The following is a 22,350-nucleotide window of genomic DNA, read 5'->3' as shown; positions in this document are numbered from 1 at the left end:
CGCACCCCCCTCTGCCCTGCCGGGCATCTCCCCCACAGGTGGGGAGATCGGCTGGGCGCACTGGCCTCCCCCAACAATGAGCGTCCAGGATGGCGAAACGATAGATGGGCAGGAAGGTCAAGCCACTTGTGATCTCCCCACATGTGGGGGAGATGCCCGGCAGGGCAGAGGGGGGTCACACGGTACAGCCTTTCCGATCTAGGCCAGACTAATTGATCACCCCGCCGATCCTCCCTATCATCCGCCCGCCGCCGAGCATCCAGGGAGAACCGCATGAAGGTCCTGCGCATCGTCGCCAATATCCAGGCAGCGGATATCGCCCTGGCCCGGCGCTTCTATCAGGATATCCTCGGTCTTGACGTCATCATGGATCACGGCTGGATCACGACATTCGGCGCCCCGCGCTCGATGAACGTTCAGCTGAGCATTGCCAGCGAAGGCGGCTCCGGAACGCCGGTGCCCGACCTCTCGATCGAAGTCGATGACCTCGATGCTGCTTTCGCGGCGATGTCGGCCTCAGGCTTCCCGATTGAGTACGGCCCGGCCGACGAGCCATGGGGCGTCAGGCGCTTTTATGTGCGCGATCCCTTCGGCAAGTTGGTGAACATCCTCGTACATAAAAATTGAGCCGGCGGCCATCGGCCACCGACTCCTTCATGTCGGGAAAGCCCAAGCCCTATTTTCGATCGTTCTGGCGATAGGCATTAGCCGTCCCGCCAATGCGGACGGGAACGGGAATGGTGGCGGTATCGGCCACAAGTTTCCCCTTGACCTTGCCCTGCTGGCGTTTGCGCTCGAGATAATAGGCATAGGCAAATTGTATCGCGATCCCTGCAATCACGACGAGCGGACCGACCAGTTGATCCTTGTTGGTGATGTAGAGCACCACCTGGCCGATCATGGCGAGGATCGTGCCGGCCACGAAGATGTTCAGCGAATGACGGCCGAGGATCGTCAACGGATGGTCCGCAGGACGGCGCAGGATGCGTGAGAGCGCCGGGATGCTGATGACGAGATAGGTCAGCGCCAGCACATGCAGCAGCCGCGGCAGCGACAGGAAGGTCTTGTCGAACCCGGTGATAACAGTCGGCAGGCCGAGGGCCGCCAGCGAATTGCCCCAGATCCAGAGATGGCCAGTCACCCAGATGAAGGACAACATGACGTAACCGGCAGCGGCCGCAAGTAGCAGCGGATGGCGCGGGATCGTGCCGCCGCGCTTGATATGCAGCATCGAGACGATGCCGATCGAAAACAGGAACTGCCAGGAGAGCGGATTGAGGAACCAGTAGTCTTCAATCAGCATGTTGTGCGGCGCCACCTGGTAGATGCCCGCAAGCAGCCAGACCGCAGCCGATACGCCGAGCGCCAGCCAAGGGCTGCGCGCATTCAACAGCAGGATGATCGGCACCATCAGCATCAGCGCGCCGTACATCGGCAGGATATTGTTGTATCCGATCTGGTGGCCGAGCAGGAGCAGCGCCGGAATGCCTTCCTTAAGGTTCATCAGAACCGCCAGGATATTGATTTCAACCAGCAATCCCGGCCGATGGAACAGCCAGGCACCGCAGATGAAGAGCGCCAGCGTCATGAAGGTGGTGATCATATGGGCGAGATAGAGCGTGAAGGCGCGTTTTACCGCCTTGATCGCCACCGTGAGCCGGTTGCCCGGCTGGAAGCGGGAGCCATAGGCAAGGCCGACGGCAATGCCCGAGATCAGCACGAAGGCTTCGGCGGCATCGGAGAAACCAAAATTCTTCGTCGTGACATATTCGAAGATCTGTCCGGGAACATGATTGATGAAGATCATGATCAAGGCCACGCCGCGCAAGACGTCGAGCCTCGTGTCACGCACCGGCGCAGCTGCGGATAGGGAATTGCGCCCGGTGATGATGGCTTCGGTCGGCGTGCTTGCCATGGGTGTCTCCTTATTATCCGATTTGCAAACGCGACGATGGCCAAAAGGGTTCCCTTTTGGCCATCGCGAATCGCCGTGTTTTTCAGCGTGGAGAACGCTGTTATCCGAGCGGATATCCCTCTTCGGGATCGGTGACTTCGCAGCCGTTGATCGACAGAGTGTAGCCGCTGTCATTGGACGCTTTTGAGACCGAAATGCGGTATTTGCCGCCGCCTTGCTCCACCTCTGCCGCAAAACCGTCCCATTCCGACGGGAGCGACGGGCGCACATAGAGCCGGCCGCCCCTCAGCCGGATGCCGAGGATGCCCTCGACGGCGGCGCGGTAGAGCCAGCCGGCAGACCCGGTATACCAGGTCCAGCCGCCGCGCGACGCATAGGGATCATGGCCGTAGACGTCGGCCGCCACGACATAAGGTTCGACGCGGTATTGCTCCGCTGAAGCCTTGTCGAGCGCGTGGGTGATCGGATTGAGGATCTGGAAGCAGCGGAAGGCATCGTCGCCCCGCTTCAGCTCCGCCAGCGCCATCACCACCCAGGTCGCGGCATGGGTATATTGCCCGCCATTTTCACGCACACCCGGCGGATAAGCCTTGATATAGCCGGGATCCCTGGCGGAATTGACGAAAGGCGGCGTGAACAGCCGGATGATGCGGGCATCCTCGTCGACCAACTGATCGAGCACCGCATCCATCGCCGTGACGGCGCGGGCCGGATCGCCCTCGCCGGACAGAACGCTCCAGGACTGCGCGATCGAATCGATCCGGCATTCCGGACTTTCCCTGGAGCCGAGCAGTGCACCGTCGTCGAACGTGCCGCGGCGATAATAGGCCCCATCCCAGGCCGCGGTTTCGAGCGCCTTCTTCAGCTCGCTGAGATGCGCCGACCAGCGCTCCGTGCGGGGCGTGTCGCCACGCTCTTCTGCATAGGGAATGAAGGAGCGCAATGCGCCCGCCAGGAACCAGCCGAGCCAGACGCTGGTACCGCGCCCGCCGATGCCGACGCGGTTCATGCCGTCGTTCCAGTCTCCGCCGAGGAACAGCGGCAGGCCGTTTGCCCCCTTGCGGGCGATGGCGAGATCGAGCGCCAGCGCCGCGTGTTCGTAGACGCTCGCCTTATCCTCGGAAATTTCCGGCTTGTAGAATGAGTCGTGCTGGCCTTCGAGCAGTGCCGGTCCTTCCAGGAAGGCGATCTCCTCGTCGAGCACGTCTTTGTCGCCGGTGACGCTGCAATAGTGATGGATCGCGTAAGCGAGCCAGACGACGTCGTCCGAGATCAGTGTGCGCACGCCGGCACCCGTTCCGGGCAGCCACCAATGCTGTACATCGCCTTCGCGGAATTGCCGCGAAGCGGCATTCAGGATCTGCCGGCGGGCAAGCGAGGGTTCGTGCAGCACGAAGGCCAGCGTGTCCTGCAGCTGGTCGCGGAAGCCGAAGGCGCCGCTTGCCTGGTAGAAGGCGGTACGGGCCATGATGCGGCAGCCGAGGCTCTGATATGGCAGCCAGGTGTTGACGAGATTGTTCATCCCGCGATCCGGCGTCGATATCTGCAGCCTGCCGGTGAAATCCCGCCAGAAGGCGCGGTTTGCCTCGACGGTCTCGTCGAACGAAGCCTTGCGGATATCGGCGATAACAGTGCGCGCTTCTTCTTCCGTCGGCGTATCGCCGAGGAAGAAGGTGAAGTCGCGCTCCTCGCCGGCGTTAAGCTCGATGTCGATTGCAAGCGCCGCGGCCGGATCACCGTCGAGTTCCGTCACACCGGAAAGGGCGGCGGCGGAAGTGACGGCCTGCGGTGCCTGGATCGTCCCCGCCTTGCCGATGAATTCGCGTCGGCTTGCCGAAAAACTCGAAAGTGTCTCGCTCGCCGCGAAGAAGGCGGTGCGGTTGGAAAAATCGATGCTGTAGGGATTGGTGGCAAACAGCGCGCCCGTCTCCTCATCCTGGCTCGACAGGATGAAAGGCACCGTGCGTCCCGGATTGCTGCCGAGGATCCATTCAACATAACCATAGAGGCGCAGTTTGCGGCTGGTCGAACCGGTGTTGCGCAGGCGCAGGCGCTGCAGTTTCACCGGCTTTTCGCGATCGATCGTCTGCGTCAGCTCCAGCGCGATCTCGTGCTGAACACTGGAGAAGACGGAATAACCGAGCCCGTGGCGGGCTTCGAAACGAATGTCCGGCCTGCGGGAAAGCGCTGCGAACGGCGTCATGACGGCACCGCTGTCAAGATCGGTGAGATAGAACGCCTCTCCCGAACGGTTGACCACGGCATCGTTCGACCAGGAGGTCAGCTGATAGTCGCGCGAATTGACGCTCCAGGTGAAGCCCGAGCCCTCGGCCGACGCGTGGAAGCCGAAGCTGTCGTTGGAAATGACATTGATCCAGGGCTGCGGCGTCGCATGACCTCCTGGCAGCCGAACGACATATTCGCGTCCGTCGCGGGCAAAGCCGCCGATGCCGTTCCAGAAGTCGAGATCGCCTTCCTCCTCGATTACGACGGCGGGCACGACAGGTGGCGGCACCGGCGCAACACGCTTGACGGGGGCCTTGTTGCGCTCGGCCCGTTCCATCTCCTGCAACTCCTCCTTGGAGGGTGCAAACAGCGCGACGGCGCGGTTGATCTGGTCGACCACCTTGCCGTTCTTGGTATGCAGCGTGACGCGGGAAGCCGCGATCAGCGCATGATAGGTGGCTTCCTCCATCAGGTCCTTGCGAACCGCAAAGATATGCTGGCGCAACCCGTCGGCCTGGCCCATGCGGCGCACGTTTTCGCACATGGCGTCGAGCGCATGCTGCATGTCTTGCGCATAGGACGAAGCGCGTTCGTTCATGATCACCAGATCGGCGGTGACGCCGCGCGAGCGCAGATATTCCTGCGCCAGCAGCGCCTCGCGGGCGATGTCGAGATCCATGTCGTCGTTGATGCGCAGCGTGAAGATCGGGAAGTCGCCGGAAATCGCCAACGGCCAGAGCGCCGATTGCGACTGCAGGCCGGCCTCGACGGTCGCCTCGTCCTTGCGCAGTTGCATGTCGGGATAGACGAGGTAGCGTCCGAGATGCTGGAAGGCCGCCGCCTGCTGCGAGGTGACGCCGACATGGCGCATCTGCACCTGCGTGCGCGTCCAGGCCTGGACGAGCTCGTGAGTGAAGGCGTCGGGATGACGGTAGCGATTGACCGCCTTGTCGACTTCGTCGCGGCTCGGCGCCGCGATAGTCCAGAAGATCACGCTGACTTTCTTGCCGGCCGGTACGCGGACGGTGCGGCGCAGCGACATGATGGCATCAAGCATGAAGCCGTCGCTACCGGAAAGTGTTGCACCCGGATCGAAGGCCGCCGCATCGGCAAGGCTGCGGCCACGGCCGATGAACTTGCGCCGGTCGGTCTCGAATTCGGTATGGCGGGTATCCCCGGCATTGTCGACGATCAGGTGCGCGATGCTGATATTGGGCTCGTTTGGATCGCGCTTGTTGCGTTCGGCGCGAATGACGTCGCCGCGCTTGCCGATCTCTGTCTTGACGAACATGCGGGCGAATGCCGGATGCGCATTGTCGGTATCGTCGGAGGTGATCACCGGTTCGAGATAGGAGGTGACCTCGATGAAACGGTCTTCCGTACCCATGTTGAGCAGCGTGACGCGGCGGGCCTCGGCATCATGCTCGGTCGCGACGATGCACTCCACCTCGCTTGTGAGGTCACCGACCATCTTGGTGAACTGCGCCTTCTCGTCCGCGAATTCGACCTTGATCTTTTCGCCTTCGACACCCTTCGGCTCTGATGTCGCCGACCACCATTCGTTGGTGGCGGTATCGCGCAGGAAGATGAAGCTGCCCCAGCGGTCTTCGGTCGGATCGGCTTTCCAGCGGGAAACGGCAAGACCGTTCCAGCGGGAATAACCGGCGCCCGTCGCCGTCAGCATCAACGAATAATGGCCGTTCGACAGAAAGACGAGTTCGCGGTCGCGCGAAGCCGGATCGCTGATCTTCCTGATCTCCGGCCGCAGGAGATCGTCCTGGATGCTGGCCGGCGTGTCGGATTCATGCTTGCCGCTCATGACCGGAATGTCGCGCGGCGCCTTTTCCTGCAGCAGCAGTTCCGCTGCCTCGATGACGGGATCGGAGTGGAAGAGCTCGCGCAGATGGCCGTTGAAGGCGACGTTGGCGACCGCCGCGATCGACATGCCGTGATGGTGGGCATAATAATTGTAGACTACCGCGCATTTCTTGCCTTCCGGCACGCGCGTCGGCGTGAAGTCGACGGCGTCGTGGAAGCCGAACTTGCCGAGCGCACCGACCTTGCGCAGCCTCTGCAGGTTTTCGAGCGCCCCCGGCGGGTCGTACTGGGCGGCGAGCAGCGAAGCGTAAGGCGCGATGACGGCATTGTGGCCGAGACCGCGCTTCAGGCCGAGCGTCGGCACGCCGAAATTCGTGTACTGATAATTGAGATTATGGTCGCGGGCATTGAAGGCCGCTTCCGAAATGCCCCAGGGGATACCGAGCTTGCGGGCATAATTCATCTGCTCGACGACGACCAGATTGTTCGTCTGGTTGAGAATACCCCCACCGCGCTCCTGCATGACGAGCGGCGGCATCAGATATTCGAACATCGAGCCGGACCAGGAAACCAGCGCGCCGCGCGACCCCACAGGCACGACCTGGCGGCCGAGACGGTACCAGTGTTCCGTCGGCAGGTCGCCCTTGGCGATGCCGAAGAGGCTGGTCAGGCGGCATTCCGAGGCGAGAAGGTCGTAGCAGGCCTGGTCGAGTTCACCGCTTTCGACGCGATAGCCGATCGACAGCAGACGCCGCTCTGGCCGGAACAGGAAGCCGAAATCCATCGAGAAGGCGAGATCGCGCGCCTTGTCGCGCAGCGCCACCAGCCGCGGCCTCAGCGCATCGACCTTGGAAAGATCGAAGGTGCTGTCGGAAATATGCGCCTCGCAGACCTTCACCAGCGATGCCGCCCACAAGGTGACCTCTTCGCTCTGCTTCGACTTGACCTCATGGTCGAGATTGGCGGCGAGCTTCTCGATGTCGCGCGCGAGAACGGCGAGGTTGATGATGCGGATGGAGGCAAATTCGTGCTCGCGCTTGACGGCGGCGAGTGCGTTCTGGAAGCCGACGATGCGCTCCTCCAGGCGTCGGCGCAGCGGGCGCACGGTCTTGCGATCGTCGGGCAGGTCCGCCAGCACTTCGCCGAGAATGCCGGCCGTGTCGCCGACGCCGTCGAGATTGCCCTGCATATGAGCGGACGGCGCCTCGGCCCAGTTGCGGCAGGCCGACGAAATGGCGATCAGATGGCCGGCGAGATTGCCGCTGTCGACGGCCGAGACGTAACGGGGGCCAAGCGTCTGCAGCGTATCGGTGTGGTACCAGTTGAACAGGTGACCGCGGAATTTCTCCATTTTGTCGATCGTCGCGATCGTCTGCTCCAGCCGCTCGAGCGTCTCCTCGAAGGAGAACCAGCCGAAATGCCGGCCGGAAACAACGGAAAGCAGATAGACGCCGATATTGGTCGGCGAGGTGCGCGCCGCGACGATCACATGCGGCGTTTCCTGGATATTGTCCGGCGGCAGATAATTCTGCTCGGCCGTCGTGAAGGTCTCGAAATAACGCCAGGTGCGCCGGGCGATCTTGCGCAGTTCGCTCGACACGGAATCGGCGACCTCGAGCCGATCCTCGGTCTCCGCCGACTGGCTGACATACCAGGCGACAACAGGCGACAGGATCCACAGCAGCGCGAAGGGAATGCCGACGAGGAAGGCGTTGTCGCCGGGAAGGGCAGCAAAACCGAGCGCCAGCAGTGCCAGCACCGGCGCATGCCACATCGCCTTGTAATAGGAGATCAGCGTGCCCTGGCCGCCGGCCTGGACGCTGGCGGCGGTCCGCCACTGCAGCATCAGCTTGCGGCTGACGAACAGGCGGTAGAGCGAACGGCCGATCGCATCCGCCATCATGCAAGCCGAATCGGCGATGAAGACGATGCGCAGCGCAACCTGCGCATTGGCAGCGGTGATATCGGACCAGACCGTATAGAGATGGGCGCGGGCGATGATATCGCTGGTGCGCGGGATGATGCCGTTGATGAGCGACAACGTCGGCGCGACGAAGAGGCAGAAGATCAGCAGAATCTGCCAGATGAGTGCGCCGAGCGGCCCCATGAAATACCAACCGAGCACGGAGGCGAAGAACCAGGCGATCGGCGTCAGCGAGCGGCGCAGATTGTCGAACATTTTCCAGCGGCCGAGTGCCGTGACGCCGTATTTCGGATTGAACATGTAGGGGAGAAGCTGCCAGTCACCACGCGCCCAGCGATGCTGGCGCGAGGTTTCCACCTCGTAGCGGATCGGGAAATCCTCCACCAGTTCGAGATCGGTGACGAGCGCGCAACGCGCCATCGAACCTTCGAGAAGATCGTGGCTGAGCACGGAGTTCTCGTCGATCCGACCCTTCAGCGACGCTTCAAAGGCGTCGACATGGTAAAGGCCCTTGCCGGTGAAGGTGCCTTCGCCGGCGAGATCCTGATAGACGTCGGAAACGGTGAAGACGTAAGGATCGAGGCCGCGGTTGATCGAAAAGACCCGCTGGAAGACCGACGCGTCCTTGCCCGTCGTCAGCGACGGGGTGACACGCGGCTGCAGCACGCCATAGCCGCTTTCGACGCGGCCGGTTTTCGGATTGATGACCGGGCGGTTGATCGGATGATAGAGCTTGCCGACGAGCTTGGTGACGGCATCGCGCATCAGGCGCGTATCGGCATCGAGCGTCATGACATATTGCACATTGGCCGGCACGGTATTGGCGCCCGGCAGGTAGGTCGTGTCGCGGTCGCCGCGCAGAAGCATGTTCAGCTCGTGCAGCTTGCCGCGCTTGCGCTCCCAACCCATCCAGACGCCTTCCGAGGGATTGTAGAGGCGGCGGCGATGCAGCAGATAGAAACGCGTCTTGCCGTCATAGGCATAACGGGCGGAGAGATTGGCGATCTCGCGCCTGGCATAATCGAGAACCTCAAGATCGGCAGGCGTTTCCTCGGCCTCGCTGTCTGGCCAGTCGCTGAGCATCGCGAAATAGATCTCGCCACGCGGATTGGCGAGATAATGGACTTCGAGATTGCGCACGTGATCGTCGACACTGTCGCGGTTCGAGATCAGGCAGGGCACGACGAGCAGCGTGCGCGCATCTTCCGGAATGCCTTCCTTGAACTCGTAGCCGACGAGGCGCGCCGGCGTCACGAAGAAGGACAGCAAGGTGTTGAAGAGACCCGTCGCCCCCTCCGACGCCGGCACTGAGAACATGATCAGCAGCAGGGCGATTTCGACCGCCCCCATGCCGGCATTCGCCATGAACTTGCCGACGATCGCCATGGCGATGACCGTCAGCAGCATGACGGGCACGGCGATCGCCAGCCAGTTGAACCGGCGCACGGCGCGCACGAAATGCTGGATGACCGTCGGGCGATAATTCGCCCGCGCCTCGAGTTTCGGCCGCTGCGCGCCCGACAGGAAGCCGCCGACATTCGGTTCATGCGGCTGCGGCTCGTCGGAGGCCTTGGCGGCATCGGTCATGTCGAGCGCCAGCTGGGCGATTTCCATTTCCGACAGCGGCGAGCGCTTGGCCAGCTTCTCGATTTGCTTGCGATATTTGTTGCGCGAGCCGGAATCGAGGATGCCGTAATCCGAATGCTCCCAGAGCAGCTTGTCGACATGGCTGACCTGCTCGACCCAGACGGACCATTCGGCATCGTCGATCTCGCGAAGGCTGCGGATGATGTTGCCCATCGTCACGTTGCCGGAAGAGAGCCGGCTGTGTTCGGCCGTCGTCGCCTCTTCGGTGTTGCGGCCGAGCTCCTCCAGCCGCTGATCGAGCCAGGTGATCGCCAGGCTCGAGGTCTGAGAGCCGTCGCGCAGGCGATAGAGGAACTGCGTCGAGAAGGTATTGTCCTCGGCAAGCGGTTCCAGCGTCTTCAGGTAGGCGGCAGCTGCGGCTGGGTCGGTCAGGCGCACCAATTCGTCGGCCGCCTCGTTGGCGCGGCGGCGCAGGCGGCGGCTGGCTTCGACACGGCTCGAAATGCGACGAAGATTTTCCACGAGCACGTAGCGCACGAGGGACGGTAACGCCCAGAGTTCGCCGATCCTGAGCGTCTCGCTGGCCTGGAAGCCGTCGACCAGCGCCGTCAGACTTTCCTGCGAGATCGTGCTGTGGGTATGGGCGACATAGAGCCAGGCAAGCACGAGGGTGCGCGGCACCTCGACACCGCCGACGACCATGGTCGGCAATTCGCGATAGAAGCGCCGGGGAAAGTCGCGCCGCACCTCCTGGATCGCCTCTTCGACGATATAGTGATTATCCAGCAGCCATTCTGCCGCCGGCGTGATGGTATCGCCGGCCTCGACATCGGTCGCCGTGGTCCGGTAGACGCGCAGGATTTCCTTCTCGTTTTCCTTATGCCGAGCGAAGAAATCGAAGGGGGCGAAAGCCGGCAGCTTGTCGACGCCGTTGCGGGCGACCGCATCGCCCATCGCCTTGATGTCCTCGTTCGAAAGATAGGTCGAGCGGATCGAACCGTTGTGATCGATCTGCTTCGTCTCGGGTTCGCGCGGAAGGCTCGGAGAAAGATGAGAAATAGACATGGGTTCGGTTCTGGATCCAAACAAAGTTATGGCTGTTTTGCTCAGCCTTTTGCACTGCTTATCATGACTGCTACATGAACGGAGCCCTATTCTTCAAAGATCGATGAAGCTGGGTGAACGACACTCGGGCCAAGCAATGCAAACGGGCTAAGCCCTGTTCAGGACGTGACCCGACGGGATCAAGACCATCGATACCCTCTCTGCGAAAGCCATGTCGAAAATTTGGACACCCTCGGGAAAATTCAAGTCAAGCGGCATGCGCGCCGCCCCGGCGATCTTGTCTGGGCGGTGGAAATGGCGAAATGCCGGCACCTGGTTCCGGCAATGCAAGAGCTCTTCGATTTCAGAAAAACGAAAGACGCATGATTGCCCGACCATGCGCCGGCGGCGGCTTGGGCGGCTGGCGCCCCACGCTGCTTGCGCTTGAGATCGAGGCCGCCGTGGTGCGTTTTAGATGGCGTGAAAAAAGTACAGAAGAAGGATGATGGAGATCGGAATGCCGACCAACCATAACAAAATGCCTCTCGTGACCACTCTCCTTTTGACATTCGAGTGTCAGGAGAGTGCCGAGACAAATGAAATGTTCCGAAATTCTATAAAGGCGGAAACCGCCGCAGCGCCGGCATCGGCCGACGCTTGATTATCCGACGACGCCGCAAACCATGGCTACGACGAACAGGAATGCTGCGGTGAAGATCGCGCCATGGAGCATCGTCTGAAGCCTGTGGCGCGTGGTGAGCGGCTTCTTGGTCGGTACGGAACCATACTGGTTCGCGTGAGCATGCGAAATACCCAGGTCTGCCATATGTCGCCTCCGTTGTTCTCGTGCGGCCGGTTGTGCGGCTCGCGCTTATATTTTTATTTTCTCTATCAAGTAGGTAGAGATAAATTTCCGTCCAGAGCGAGCGGAAGAGAAAATTCAACCAGCCCTTTTAGCAGAGCGTGCGCCATGCCCAGATCAACGAGCGCTCGACGGCGTTCTCGTTCTGCGACGGGTTGGAGGAAGTCTCGATCAGCCGACGGTCCTTTTCCGCAGGAATGGATGCCGAAATCTGTTCCCGGCGATCGGCTCGAACAGGAGGATCGAGGTAACCCATGGTCATCCCACCGAGAAAGAACATGCATCAACCTCCATCGATCACGAAAGCTAACAATCGTTAACGGGATCATGACAGAAGCGAGGCAGCTGTCAATAGTCTAGTTGAATGGTCGTCTTTTAGGGAAGCATTATCCTTAACGCCGCCGCCGGTTTTTTCTTTTCAACGGTTTGAAAAGATTGACTTTCAGGCTTTGACGAAACCCTTGCTCGCGATCATCAAATTTCTCGTATAGTCCTCGTGAACCGCGCCTTCCGCCAGGTCCTGCGAGCTCAATCGCTCGATGACGGCGCCGTTGCGCATTACGGCGAGCCTTTCACACATATGGGTGACGACACCGAGGTCATGGCTGACCATCACGAAGGTGAGCTTGCGGTCGCGCCGGATCTCTTCCAAAAGGTTCAGCACTTCGGCCTGCACCGAGGCGTCGAGCGCCGATGTCGGCTCGTCGAGCAGCAGGATCGACGGTTCGACGATCAGCGCCCGGGCGATCGCCACGCGCTGGCGCTGGCCGCCGGAGAGCTGATGCGGATAGCGGAAACGGAAACCATTGCCGAGGCCGACCTCGTCGAGCGCGCGGGCGATGCGCTTCTCGCCGTCGGCGATGCCGTGGATTGCTAGCGGTTCGAGCAGAAGCCGGTCGATCGTCTGGCGCGGATGCAGCGATCCATAAGGGTCCTGGAAGACCATTTGCACGCGCCGGTAGAAGACTTTGCTGCGTTTCGAACCTTTCAGCGGCTCGCCATCGATGTTGATCGCGCCGCCGCTGACCGGCGCAAGTCCGGCAACGGCCCGCAGCAAGGTCGATTTTCCCGAGCCGGATTCGCCGACGAGACCAAAGGATTCGCCGCGTTCGACAGCGATGCTGACATTCTTTAAGGCATGAAAATGGTCGTAGACGACGCTGAGATCGTCGATCTCGAGAGCTGCACTCATGCCGCCCACTCCGGCTTGCGGTCGAGCACCGGCAGCGGGTGGCGGTTTGCGCCGATCTCGGGCATGCAGTTCAGCAGTCCCTGCGTATAGGGATGCTGCGCATGTTTGAGATCGGCCGCCGCCAGCTCCTCGACGATCTTTCCGGCATACATGACGATGACGCGATCGCAGAAGGAAGAGACCAGCCTCAGATCGTGGGAGACGAAGATCAGCCCCATGCCGCGCTCGGACACCAGCCTGTCCATGATCCTCAGCACGTCGAGTTGCACCGTCACGTCGAGCGCCGAGGTCGGCTCGTCCGCAATCAGCAGTTCCGGCCCGGCAATCAGCATCATGGCGATCATCGCACGCTGCCCCATGCCGCCCGAAACCTCGTGCGGATGCAGGTCGAAGACACGTTTCGGGTCGCGGATCTGCACCGCTTCCAGCATCGCGAGCGCGCGCTCGCGCGCCTCCGCCTTGCCGACCTTCTCGTGCGTGCGCAGCGTTTCGCAGATCTGCCGTCCGATCGACATGACGGGATCGAGCGAATATTTCGGATCCTGCAGGATCATGGCGATGCGCTTGCCGCGCAGCCTGCGCCTTTCGCCGGCCGAGGCATTGATAAGATCGATGCCGTTGAAATTAAGCCTGTCGGCCGTGACGATGCCGTGTTTCGGCGTCAGGCCCATGATTGCCCGTCCGGTCTGCGACTTGCCGGAACCGGATTCGCCGACGATGCCGAGCCTTTCCTTGCCGAGCGTGAAGGAGACGCCGCGCACGGCCTCGATCACGCCGGTGCGCGTGGGATAGCTGACCTTCAGCTTGTCCACCGTCAGAAGTGTCGTCATTGGCCGCTCTCCTTCGGATCGAGCGCGTCGCGCAGGCCGTCGCCGAGGAGATTGAAGCCGAGGCTGACGATGAGGATGGCGATGCCGGGCATCGCCGCGACCCACCATTGATCGAGGATGAAGCGCCGTCCCGAGGCGATCATCGCACCCCATTCCGGCAGCGGCGGCTGCGCCCCGAGGCCGAGGAAACCGAGACCGGCCGCCGTCAGGATGATGCCCGCCATGTCGAGCGTCACGCGCACGATTAGCGAGGAAATGCAGAGTGGCATGACATGGCGCACGATAATGCGAAGCGGCGAGGCGCCCATCAGCTTCACCGCCGAAATATAGTCGGAACGCCGGACCGTCAGCGTCTCGGCGCGCGCAATGCGGGCATAGGGCGGCCAGGAGGTGATGGCGATGGCGATGATCGCGTTCTGGATGCCGGGACCGAGGGCTGCGACGAAGGCGAGCGCCAGCACCAGCTTCGGAAAGGCGAGGAAGATATCGGTGATGCGCATCAGCGTCGCATCCACCCAGCCTCCGGCATAACCGGAGACCGTGCCGACAATCAGCCCGACCGGCGCCGAGATGACTGCAACGAGCACGACGACGAGCAGCGTCAATCGCGATCCGTAGATCAGCCGCGAATAGATATCACGACCCTGATCGTCCGAACCGAGCCAGAACTCGCCCGTGCCGGGCGGCAGCAGCCGAGCATTGCGCAGATCGCCGACAACGGGATTATGCGTGGCCAGCACATCGGCAAAGGCGGCGATGAAAAGCAGCGCCACGATGATCAGCAGGCCGACGACAGCGAGCCTGTTTGCCGTAAACTGCCGCCAGGTGACATAGGTGCGGCCGAGGCGGGCTTGCAGGCGCGATTGCGGCCGGTCGGAGAGCAGCCATTCGCGGCGGCTCATCGCAGGAGATGGGCTGGCATTGGCCGTCATCGGTTTCGCGTCCTCGGGTCGAGCGTCCGGTAGAGAAGATCGGACAGTAGGTTGATGCCGATGAAAACAGTACCGATGACGATCGTGCCGCCGAGCACGGCGTTCATATCGGCGTTCTGCAGCGAATTGGTGATGTAGAGCCCGATGCCCGGCCAGGAAAAGACGGTTTCCGTCAGCACCGATCCTTCGAGCAGGCCGGCATAGGAAAGTGCAATCACGGTGACGAGCGGCACGGCGGCATTGCGCAGCGCATGGCCCCAGATCACCCGCGTTTCCGAAAGCCCCTTGGCCCGCGCGGCAACGATGTATTCCTGTGAAAGCTCGTTCAGCATGAAGCTGCGCGTCATACGGCTGATATAGGCGAGCGAGAAATAGCCGAGCAGCGAGGCGGGCAGGATGATGTGGCGGAAGACATCGTAGAAGACGTCCCATTGCCCCTGCCAGGCGCTGTCGAAGAGGTAGAGGCCGGTGATCGGCGTGAACGTATATTCGAAGACGATGTCGATGCGGCCGGGGAAAGCCACCCACCGCAGTCGCGCATAGAAGATGACGAGCGAGATCAGCGCCAGCCAGAAGATCGGCACCGAATAGCCGATGAGGCCGATGACGCGCACCACCTGGTCGGCGATGCTGCCGCGGCGCACCGCGGCGAGAACGCCGAGCGGTACGCCGACGAAGGCGCCGATGAGCGTTCCGAACGTTGCGAGCTCGATGGTCGCAGGCAGGACACGGCGGATATCGACCATGACAGGATTGGTCGTCAGCACCGAATTGCCGAAATCGCCGGACAGTATACCTTTGATATAAAGGAAAAATTGCTGATAGAGCGGCAGGTTGAAGCCCATCTCCTGTCGCACCCGCTCGACGACGTGGTTGGGCGCGCGGTCGCCGAGAATGGCGAGCACGGGATCGATCGGCACGACGCGGCCGATGAAGAAGGTGACGGCCAGCAGGCCGAGATAGGTGGTGACGGCGGCAAACAGAAACCGCCCTAGCGCCTTTGCAAAGGCCCTAGCACGGCCCTTTCGGGGCCGCGCCTCCTGCGTTGCTTCGACGGTGCTCAAGCGACCAATCCTGCCGGACTATTCCTTGGCGATCGGACCGACGAAATTGGTGTCGAAGCTCGGACCCAGCTTGAAGTCCTTCAGGTTCTTGCGGTAGCCAGCCACCTCGGTCTGCTGGAAGATGAAGACGAAGGGGCTGTTTGCCAAGTACTTCTTCTGGATGTCCTGATATATGGCGGCGCGCTTGGCGGCGTCGCGCTCCAGAAGTGCTGCCTTGGCTTGCTTGTCGAGCTCCGGCGCTTCCCAGGTGTTGCGCCACGCGAGCGTCTTCACCGTGCCCGCATCGGAATTGTCGGGATTGCCGGTAAAGGTATCGGCATTGGAATGCGGATCGAAATAGTCCGAGCCCCACTGGCCGATATACATGTCATGGGTACGGGCGCGATACTTGGTCAGCGTCTGCTTGCCGTCGCCGGGGATGATTTCCATCTTCACGCCGGCCTGCGCCAGCGTCTGCTGCATGGATTCGGCGATACCGGTTACCGGCTGACTGTTGCGCACGTCCATCGTGATCGAGAAACCGTCGGGTACGCCGGCCTTGGCGAGCAGTTCCTTGGCCTTGGCGACATCGAGCTTGTAGGGATTCTCATCGAGCGCGCCGAGCTGGCCCTTCGGCAGGAAGGTCTGGTGGATCTCGCCGATCCCCTTGATCAGCGTTGCGCCGATCGCATCGTAATCGACCAGATATTTGAAGGCTTCCTGGACTTCCGGCTTCTTCAGGTTCTCGTTCTTGTTGTTCAGGCTGACATAATAGATCGTGCCCTTCGGCGCACTCGTTGTCGCGAGATCGGGATTCTTCGAAACCGCGTCGATGTCGCCCGGCTCGAGATTGCGGGCGATATCGATATCACCGGCTTCGAGCGCCAGGCGCTGGGCCGAACTTTCCTTCATGTAGCGGTAGATGACGCGGTTGAGCTTTGCCTTGTCGCCATAATAATTGTCGTTGCGCTCCAGCACGACGACTTCGTTGGCGCGCCATTCGCGCATCTTATAGGCGCCGGAGCCGGCATAGCCGGTCTTCAGCCATTCATTGCCGAAGTCGTTGTCGTATTTGTGCTCGGCATCCGGCGTCACCGCCTTCACATGCTCCAGCACCAGCTTCTTGTCGACGACGGAAGCGACGGTTGCCGTCAGGCAATTGAGCACAAAGCTCGGCGCATAGGCCTTGTCGACCGTGAAGACGAAGGTGCCGGCATCGGCAGCCTTGGCCTTTTCCGCGACGTTGTCGCCGGTCAGACCGAATTGGGTGAGGATGAAGGCCGGGCTCTTGTCGAGCTTGACGGCACGCTCGAACGACCAGGCAACGTCTTCGGCGGTGATTGGGTTGCCGGAGGCGAATTTCAGGCCTGACTTCAGCTTGAACGTATAGGTAAGGCCGTCATCGGAAACGCTCCAGCTCTCGGCCAGATCGCCCTTCACCTTGGACGTGTCGTCCATGTCGAGACGGACGAGCAGGCTGTAGCTGTTGGTAGTGATTTCGGCCGTCGAAAGCTCGAAAGCCTCGCCCGGATCCATCGTGATGATGTCGTCGATCGCGAAGCCTTCGACCAGCGTGTCCTTCGGCGTCTCGGCAAAGGCGGAGGGTGCGGCCATCATTAGGAGCGAAAGAGCGGCTCCCGCCGAAAGCAGGCGAAAATTGCGGCTGAGTTTGGTTATCATCATGGTCTGTTCCCCTGTTTTTTGATTGGATTTGAAAGGCTTAGGCGTGGTCCTCCCGCCAAGCCTGAGCCAGAATGCGAAGCCAGTTTTCACGGGCGAGTTTTGCCAGGTCGGCGTCAGCATAGCCAACCTCTCTGAGAGCGGCAATCAGCTTCTGATTACCGGCTGCATCGCCGATTTCCTCGGGAATGGTGGCCCCGTCGAAGTCCGATCCGAGCGCCACGCAGTCGATGCCGATGCGGTTCACAAGATAGTCGATGTGGCGGATCATGTCGGCAAGCGGCGTGTCGCTGTCCGAGCGGCCGTCGGCACGCAGCATGGCGGTGGCATAATTGATGCCGACGAGCCCGCGGCTTTCGCGGATCGCATCGAGCTGCCTGTCCGTCAGGTTGCGCGCGACCGGCGTCAGGGCGTGGGCATTGGAATGGCTGGCGACCAGCGGCTGGTCCGTCTTCTTCGCCACGTCCCAGAAACCTTTCTCGGTGATATGGGCAAGGTCGATCAGGATACCAAGACGATTGCATTCCCTGACCAGCGCGAAGCCGGCATCGGTCAGGCCCGGCGCCGTGTCCGGCGACATCGGGAAGGCGAAGGGCACGCCGTGACCGAAGACATTGTGCCGGCTCCAGACCGGACCGAGCGACCGCAGCCCTGCCGCATAGAACACCTCGAGCGCCGAGAGATCGGCGCCGATCGCCTCGCAGCCTTCCATATGCATGACGGCGGCGAAAATGTCGTCCGCCATGGCGCTGCGGATATCCTTCACCGTCCGGCAGAGCCGCCAGGCGCCGGCCTGGTCGAGCCGCAGCGCGATCGCCGCCATTTCATTGGCAATGGCAAGCGAAGGCAGCGGATCGAGAGGGGCCGCCATCGGCGTCACATAGCGGCCGTCGGCATCCGGATCGGCGAAGACGAGATCGCCCGAAGGAATATAGATGGCGCAGAGACCGCCTGAAAGACCGCCCTCTCTAGCCCGATGCGCATCGATATGGCCGACCGTCGTGCCGTCTGCGAATTCCGAGATCGGGTCGCTGCCGTCTTTTGAATGGGTCCAGAGTCGAAGGAGAACGTCGTTGTGACCGTCAAATACGAATTGCATCTGTCTTCCTGCGCTGCCCTACTGCATAATTCCTTAAATCGGAATCGATTTAAGAACAAAATTATGCAGCATTCAAAGTGCTACAGCGCCGCACGTCTTTTCAGACGCGCGGCGCTGTAGAGGGCGAATGAAGCGGCCAGAATAGAAAAGCTGACGGAATTCGCCACCTCTTTTTTTAGAAAATGAAACGGGAGCCGAAGCTCCCGTAAAAAATCATCGCAGGCCAGAGATCAGTGTTTGCGGCGCTTCTTCTGTCTGTAGACGTCAATGACGACAGCCGCGACGATGATGAGGCCTTTGACGATCTCCTGGTAGTAGGCGTCGATCCTGAGGAAGGTGAAGCCTGAGGTCATGACGCCGAGGATGATGGTGCCGATGACAGTGCCGGTGATGCGCCCGACACCGCCGGTGAGCGAAGTGCCGCCGATGACGGTCGCAGCGATCGCGTCGAGTTCATATCCGACGCCCATGCTGGCCTGTGCGGTTTCCGCACGTGCCGCCGTGACGATACCGGCAAGACCTGCAAGCAATCCGGCAATCACATAGACCTTGACGAGATGCGCCTCGATGTTGATGCCAGAAACACGCGCGGCCTGCGGGTTCGCGCCGATGGCATAGGTGAACTTTCCATAGCGCGTATAGCGCAGCGCAATGTGAAAGATCAGCGCAACGACCAGGAAGACTACAACCGGCCAAGCTTTCGTTCCGATGAAATGAAACTGCTCGGTGACCCCGGAAACCGGCTGTCCCTTCGTATACCACTTCGCGACACCTCTGGCCGAAACGAACATGCCAAGTGTTGCAATAAACGGCGGGATCTTCGTGTAGGCGATGAGCGCGCCGTTCGCGAGACCGGCGGCCGCCCCGATCAGCAGACCAACGACGATAGGTATGAAAGCCGGCAGGTCGGTCAGCGAGGGAAATACGGCCCGTCCCCAGGTCGAGGATTGGGCAAAGCTCGTTGCGATCATCGCCGTCATGCCGACGACCGAACCCGACGAAAGATCGATGCCGCCTGTAATGATGACCTGCGTGACGCCGACGGCGATGATGCCGATGACGGAGACCTGCAGGATCATGATCGTCAGACGCTGCGAATTCATCAGAAAGCTTTGGCCGATGAACATCCAGCCGAGCACTTCGTAGATGAGCGCGATGCCGACGAGCACGAGGAAAATGCTGAGCTCCGTCGGTATGCGCCGCCGCCTTTGCCGGGTTGCGAGCGGAGCCGCGCCCTCTGCTGCCTTGGTAGTCATGTCAAACCTCCCTTGGGCAATCGCCGTCAACGCATCACTGCGCAGCCAGCTCCATCACCTTGATCTGCGTTGCTTCATCGCGATTGAGGAAACCGGTCACGCGTCCCTCGTGCATAACCATGATGCGGTCGCTCATCCCGAGAACCTCGGGCATCTCGGACGAGATCATCACCACCGCCACACCGTCTCGCGCCATCTCCGTGACCAGCCGGTGAATTTCCGCCTTGGCGCCGACATCGATGCCGCGCGTCGGCTCGTCGAGGATGAGGATGCGCGGATTGGTGAGCAGCCAGCGCCCGATCAGCACCTTCTGCTGGTTGCCGCCCGAAAGATTTTCTACCCGCTCGTAAAGATTGGGCGTTTTCACGCGCAGCTTTTTTGCCATGTCTTCGCAAGTTGCCTCGACTGCGCCCTGCTGCACGAAGCCGCCCTTGACGTATCTGTCCTGCAGAACGGCGATCTGCATATTCTCGAGAATATCAAGGATCAGCAGACAGCCGGTGTCTTTCCGGTCTTCGGTCAGGAACGCCATCCGATTGCGGATGGCCTCGGTCGGCGAAGAAATGGTCACCGGCTTGCCGTAGAGCTCGATCGAGCCGGAGCTTGCCGGCGTCACACCAAACAGCGTTTCGGCGACATTCGACCGCCCGGAACCGACAAGACCGGCCACACCGAGAATCTCGCCGGCTCTGACCTCGAAGGAGACGTTGTTGAAGACGCCCTTCAGACACAGATCCTTGACGGAGAGCACGACCTCGCCGATCGGCACCTCTTCCTTGGGAAACATCTGGGTGATCTCGCGCCCGACCATCATGCGAATGATGTCGTCGCGGGTGACGTCGGTCGAGGCATGGGTGCCGATATATCGGCCGTCGCGGAAGACGGAGAACTCGTCGGCGATCTCGAAAAGCTCGTTCATCTTGTGGGTGATGTAGACGATGCCGATGCCTTGGGCCCTGAGGTCGCGGATAATACGGAAAAGATGCTCGACCTCACGCTCCGTCAGCGCCGAAGTCGGCTCGTCCATGATCAGCACATCGGAATTATAGGAAACCGCCTTGGCGATCTCGACCATCTGCCGGTTGGCGACCGAGAGATGCCGGACCTCGATATCGGGATCGATAGCGATATTGAGCCGAGTAAACAGATCTTCGGTCATGCGGTGCATCACGCCGTGATCGATGAAGCCGAGGCGGTTCTTCGGTTCGCGGCGAATCCAGATATTTTCGGCAACAGTCATGAACGGCATCAGGTTCAGTTCCTGATGGATCATAGCAATGCCATTCTCCAGCGCGTCGAGCGGAGATTTCAGCCGGATCTCGATCCCCTTCAGGCGAATATCGCCCTTATCGGGCGTGTAGATGCCGGCGAGGATCTTCATCAAGGTCGATTTGCCGGCGCCGTTTTCGCCCATCAGCGCATGCACGGAAGCGCGCTTCAGCCGGAACTGCACGTCGTCGAGTGCGACGACACCAGGAAATTCCTTGCGGACACCCTCGGCGCTCAAGAGATATTCCGCATTCGGGACGGCGCCGCTTGCACGAACGGCGGCCATGGTTGTCGGGCTGACGGCCATATCATCTCCTCCAGATACGGGTAGCGAAAAGGATGCGGGCAAAGCCCGCATCCTGCTTGGCACTCGTCTCAGTTCTTGGCGACGAAGTCCTTGACGTTGGCAGGCGTCACGAGCTGGAAGGGAATGTAGACCTTCTTTTCGATCTTTTCGCCCTTGGCGAGCTTGAGCGCTGCATCGAGCGAGCCCTTGCCCTGGCCGGCGGCATCCTGGAACACGGTAACGTCAAGATCGCCCGCCTGCATGGCGGCAAGCGCGTCCTGCGTGGCGTCAACACCGCCGACAACGACCTTGCTCATATCCTTGCCGGCCGCCTTCAGCGCCTGGATGGCGCCGATCGCCATTTCGTCATTGTTGGAGATCACGGCATCAAATTCGATGCCGCTGGAGAGCCAGTTGGTCATCAGGTCGGCGCCCTGGGTACGATCCCAGTTGGCCGTCTGCTCTTCGACGATCTCGATGCCTTTGCACTCATCGGTCTTGATGACGTCATGGACGTCCTGGGTCCGCATGCGCGCAGCCTGGTTGGAAAGCTCGCCCATGATGACGACAGCTTTGCCCTTGCCGCCGAGAATGCGGCAGATTTCCTTGGTTTCCAGCGTGCCGGATTCCAGCTCGTTGGAAGCGACGAAGGCCTGCTTGTCCGGCAGCGTGTCGACGTTGACCGGCTGACGGTTGACGTAAACCAGCGGAATGCCGGCATCGGCCGCGAGCTTCGACATCGCCGTGGTCGCATCGGTATCGACAGGGTTGACGATGATTGCATCGACCTTGGAGGCGATGAAATTCTGGATCTGGCTCTGCTGCTTAGAAACGTCGTTCTGCGCGTCTTCGATCTGCAGCGTCACACCGCTCAGTGTCTTTGCATAATCGGTCATGCCATTGCGCAGAACGGTCAGGAAATTGTCGTCGAATTTCGCCATCGAGACGCCGACCGTTTCTGCGTGAGCGGCCGTCGACAGGACGAGCGCCATCGCAGTGCCCAAGATAAACTTTTTCATTTTCACTTCCTCCACAAAGCGGTGCCCGGCTGCACCCTCCTCACGCCGGAGCTCCAGGCATTTGCTCTGAAGCCGCAATTCCCTGCGCCGCCTCTCCCGCGGCGCTCCGCAAAACGGAACAAACAAACCGTTCAATCTGTTCTGCGGAATATTCATTCCATTTTCTGCGAACGGCGTCAAGTATCTTTAGCGGCGACGAGATATGGATGAGAGCGCAATGCCATGCGGGCTTCACGACCGACGCCCGCATTCCCTCTGTTGTGAAAGACGAAACGAACATCCATCTATGGGAGGGTCGAAGACGGGCTCACGGCCGCAGACGCCTTCGACCTCTCGCCGCGACCCAATCATTTGAAGATTTTGGAGAC

General features: G+C 61.1%; 14 protein-coding genes. 1 reads left to right on the top strand and 13 read right to left on the bottom strand.

Going from position 1 to position 22,350, the window contains the following annotated elements; genetic code table 11:
* Nucleotides 1–273 precede the first annotated feature (273 nt).
* Nucleotides 274–627: a VOC family protein gene (locus RWJ89_RS18615; RefSeq protein WP_316031240.1), complete on the top strand. Its 354-nt coding sequence runs from the start codon at nt 274–276 to the stop codon at nt 625–627.
* Nucleotides 628–676: 49 nt separating this feature from the next.
* On the opposite strand, the gene RWJ89_RS18610 is transcribed toward RWJ89_RS18615, so the two are convergent.
* The 13 genes from RWJ89_RS18610 to RWJ89_RS18550 form a co-directional block, all read right to left on the bottom strand.
* Nucleotides 677–1,915: an OpgC family protein gene (locus tag RWJ89_RS18610; protein ID WP_131665141.1), complete on the bottom strand. Its 1,239-nt coding sequence runs from the start codon at nt 1,913–1,915 to the stop codon at nt 677–679.
* Between the two features lie 100 nt (nt 1,916–2,015).
* Nucleotides 2,016–10,535: a GH36-type glycosyl hydrolase domain-containing protein gene (locus tag RWJ89_RS18605; protein ID WP_316031239.1), complete on the bottom strand. Its 8,520-nt coding sequence runs from the start codon at nt 10,533–10,535 to the stop codon at nt 2,016–2,018.
* 640 nt (nt 10,536–11,175) lie between these two features.
* Nucleotides 11,176–11,340 (bottom strand): hypothetical protein, encoded by a 165-nt coding sequence (locus RWJ89_RS18600; protein ID WP_316031238.1) that lies wholly within the window; start codon nt 11,338–11,340, stop codon nt 11,176–11,178.
* A gap of 127 nt (nt 11,341–11,467) precedes the next feature.
* Entirely contained in the window at nt 11,468–11,656 is a 189-nt protein-coding gene (locus RWJ89_RS18595; protein ID WP_020052143.1) for a hypothetical protein, read from the bottom strand.
* Nucleotides 11,657–11,818: 162 nt separating this feature from the next.
* Nucleotides 11,819–12,568 carry an ABC transporter ATP-binding protein gene (locus RWJ89_RS18590; protein WP_221946120.1) on the bottom strand — a complete coding sequence of 250 codons (750 nt, stop codon included), beginning with the start codon at nt 12,566–12,568 and terminating at the stop codon, nt 11,819–11,821.
* Entirely contained in the window at nt 12,565–13,398 is an 834-nt protein-coding gene (locus tag RWJ89_RS18585; RefSeq protein ID WP_020052145.1) for an ABC transporter ATP-binding protein, read from the bottom strand. The genes RWJ89_RS18590 and RWJ89_RS18585 overlap by 4 nt, the downstream gene beginning before the upstream one ends.
* Nucleotides 13,395–14,330 carry an ABC transporter permease gene (locus tag RWJ89_RS18580; protein WP_025396434.1) on the bottom strand — a complete coding sequence of 312 codons (936 nt, stop codon included), beginning with the start codon at nt 14,328–14,330 and terminating at the stop codon, nt 13,395–13,397. Before RWJ89_RS18580 ends, RWJ89_RS18585 begins: the two co-directional genes overlap by 4 nt.
* On the bottom strand, nt 14,327–15,394 hold the full coding sequence (locus RWJ89_RS18575; RefSeq protein ID WP_316031237.1) for an ABC transporter permease: 1,068 nt from the start codon (nt 15,392–15,394) through the stop codon (nt 14,327–14,329). The genes RWJ89_RS18580 and RWJ89_RS18575 overlap by 4 nt, the downstream gene beginning before the upstream one ends.
* Nucleotides 15,395–15,412: 18 nt before the next feature.
* Entirely contained in the window at nt 15,413–17,056 is a 1,644-nt protein-coding gene (locus tag RWJ89_RS18570) for an ABC transporter substrate-binding protein (protein ID WP_131665136.1), read from the bottom strand.
* Nucleotides 17,057–17,093: 37 nt separating this feature from the next.
* Nucleotides 17,094–18,152 carry a dipeptidase gene (locus tag RWJ89_RS18565; RefSeq protein WP_316031236.1) on the bottom strand — a complete coding sequence of 353 codons (1,059 nt, stop codon included), beginning with the start codon at nt 18,150–18,152 and terminating at the stop codon, nt 17,094–17,096.
* Nucleotides 18,153–18,382: 230 nt separating this feature from the next.
* Entirely contained in the window at nt 18,383–19,408 is a 1,026-nt protein-coding gene (locus tag RWJ89_RS18560; protein WP_131665134.1) for an ABC transporter permease, read from the bottom strand.
* Between the two features lie 34 nt (nt 19,409–19,442).
* Nucleotides 19,443–20,984, bottom strand: coding sequence for a sugar ABC transporter ATP-binding protein (locus RWJ89_RS18555; protein ID WP_168255994.1), 1,542 nt, complete (start codon nt 20,982–20,984; stop codon nt 19,443–19,445).
* Nucleotides 20,985–21,052: 68 nt separating this feature from the next.
* The gene (locus tag RWJ89_RS18550) at nt 21,053–21,982 is read right to left on the bottom strand and encodes a sugar ABC transporter substrate-binding protein (RefSeq protein ID WP_077977970.1); all 930 of its coding nucleotides are present in this window, start codon (nt 21,980–21,982) and stop codon (nt 21,053–21,055) included.
* Between the last annotated feature and the right edge of the window lie 368 nt (nt 21,983–22,350).

Source organism: Rhizobium sp. 10PS4 (assembly GCF_032464805.1).
GTDB lineage: Bacteria > Pseudomonadota > Alphaproteobacteria > Rhizobiales > Rhizobiaceae > Rhizobium > Rhizobium laguerreae.
This window is presented reverse-complemented; position numbering and strand designations above follow the sequence as displayed.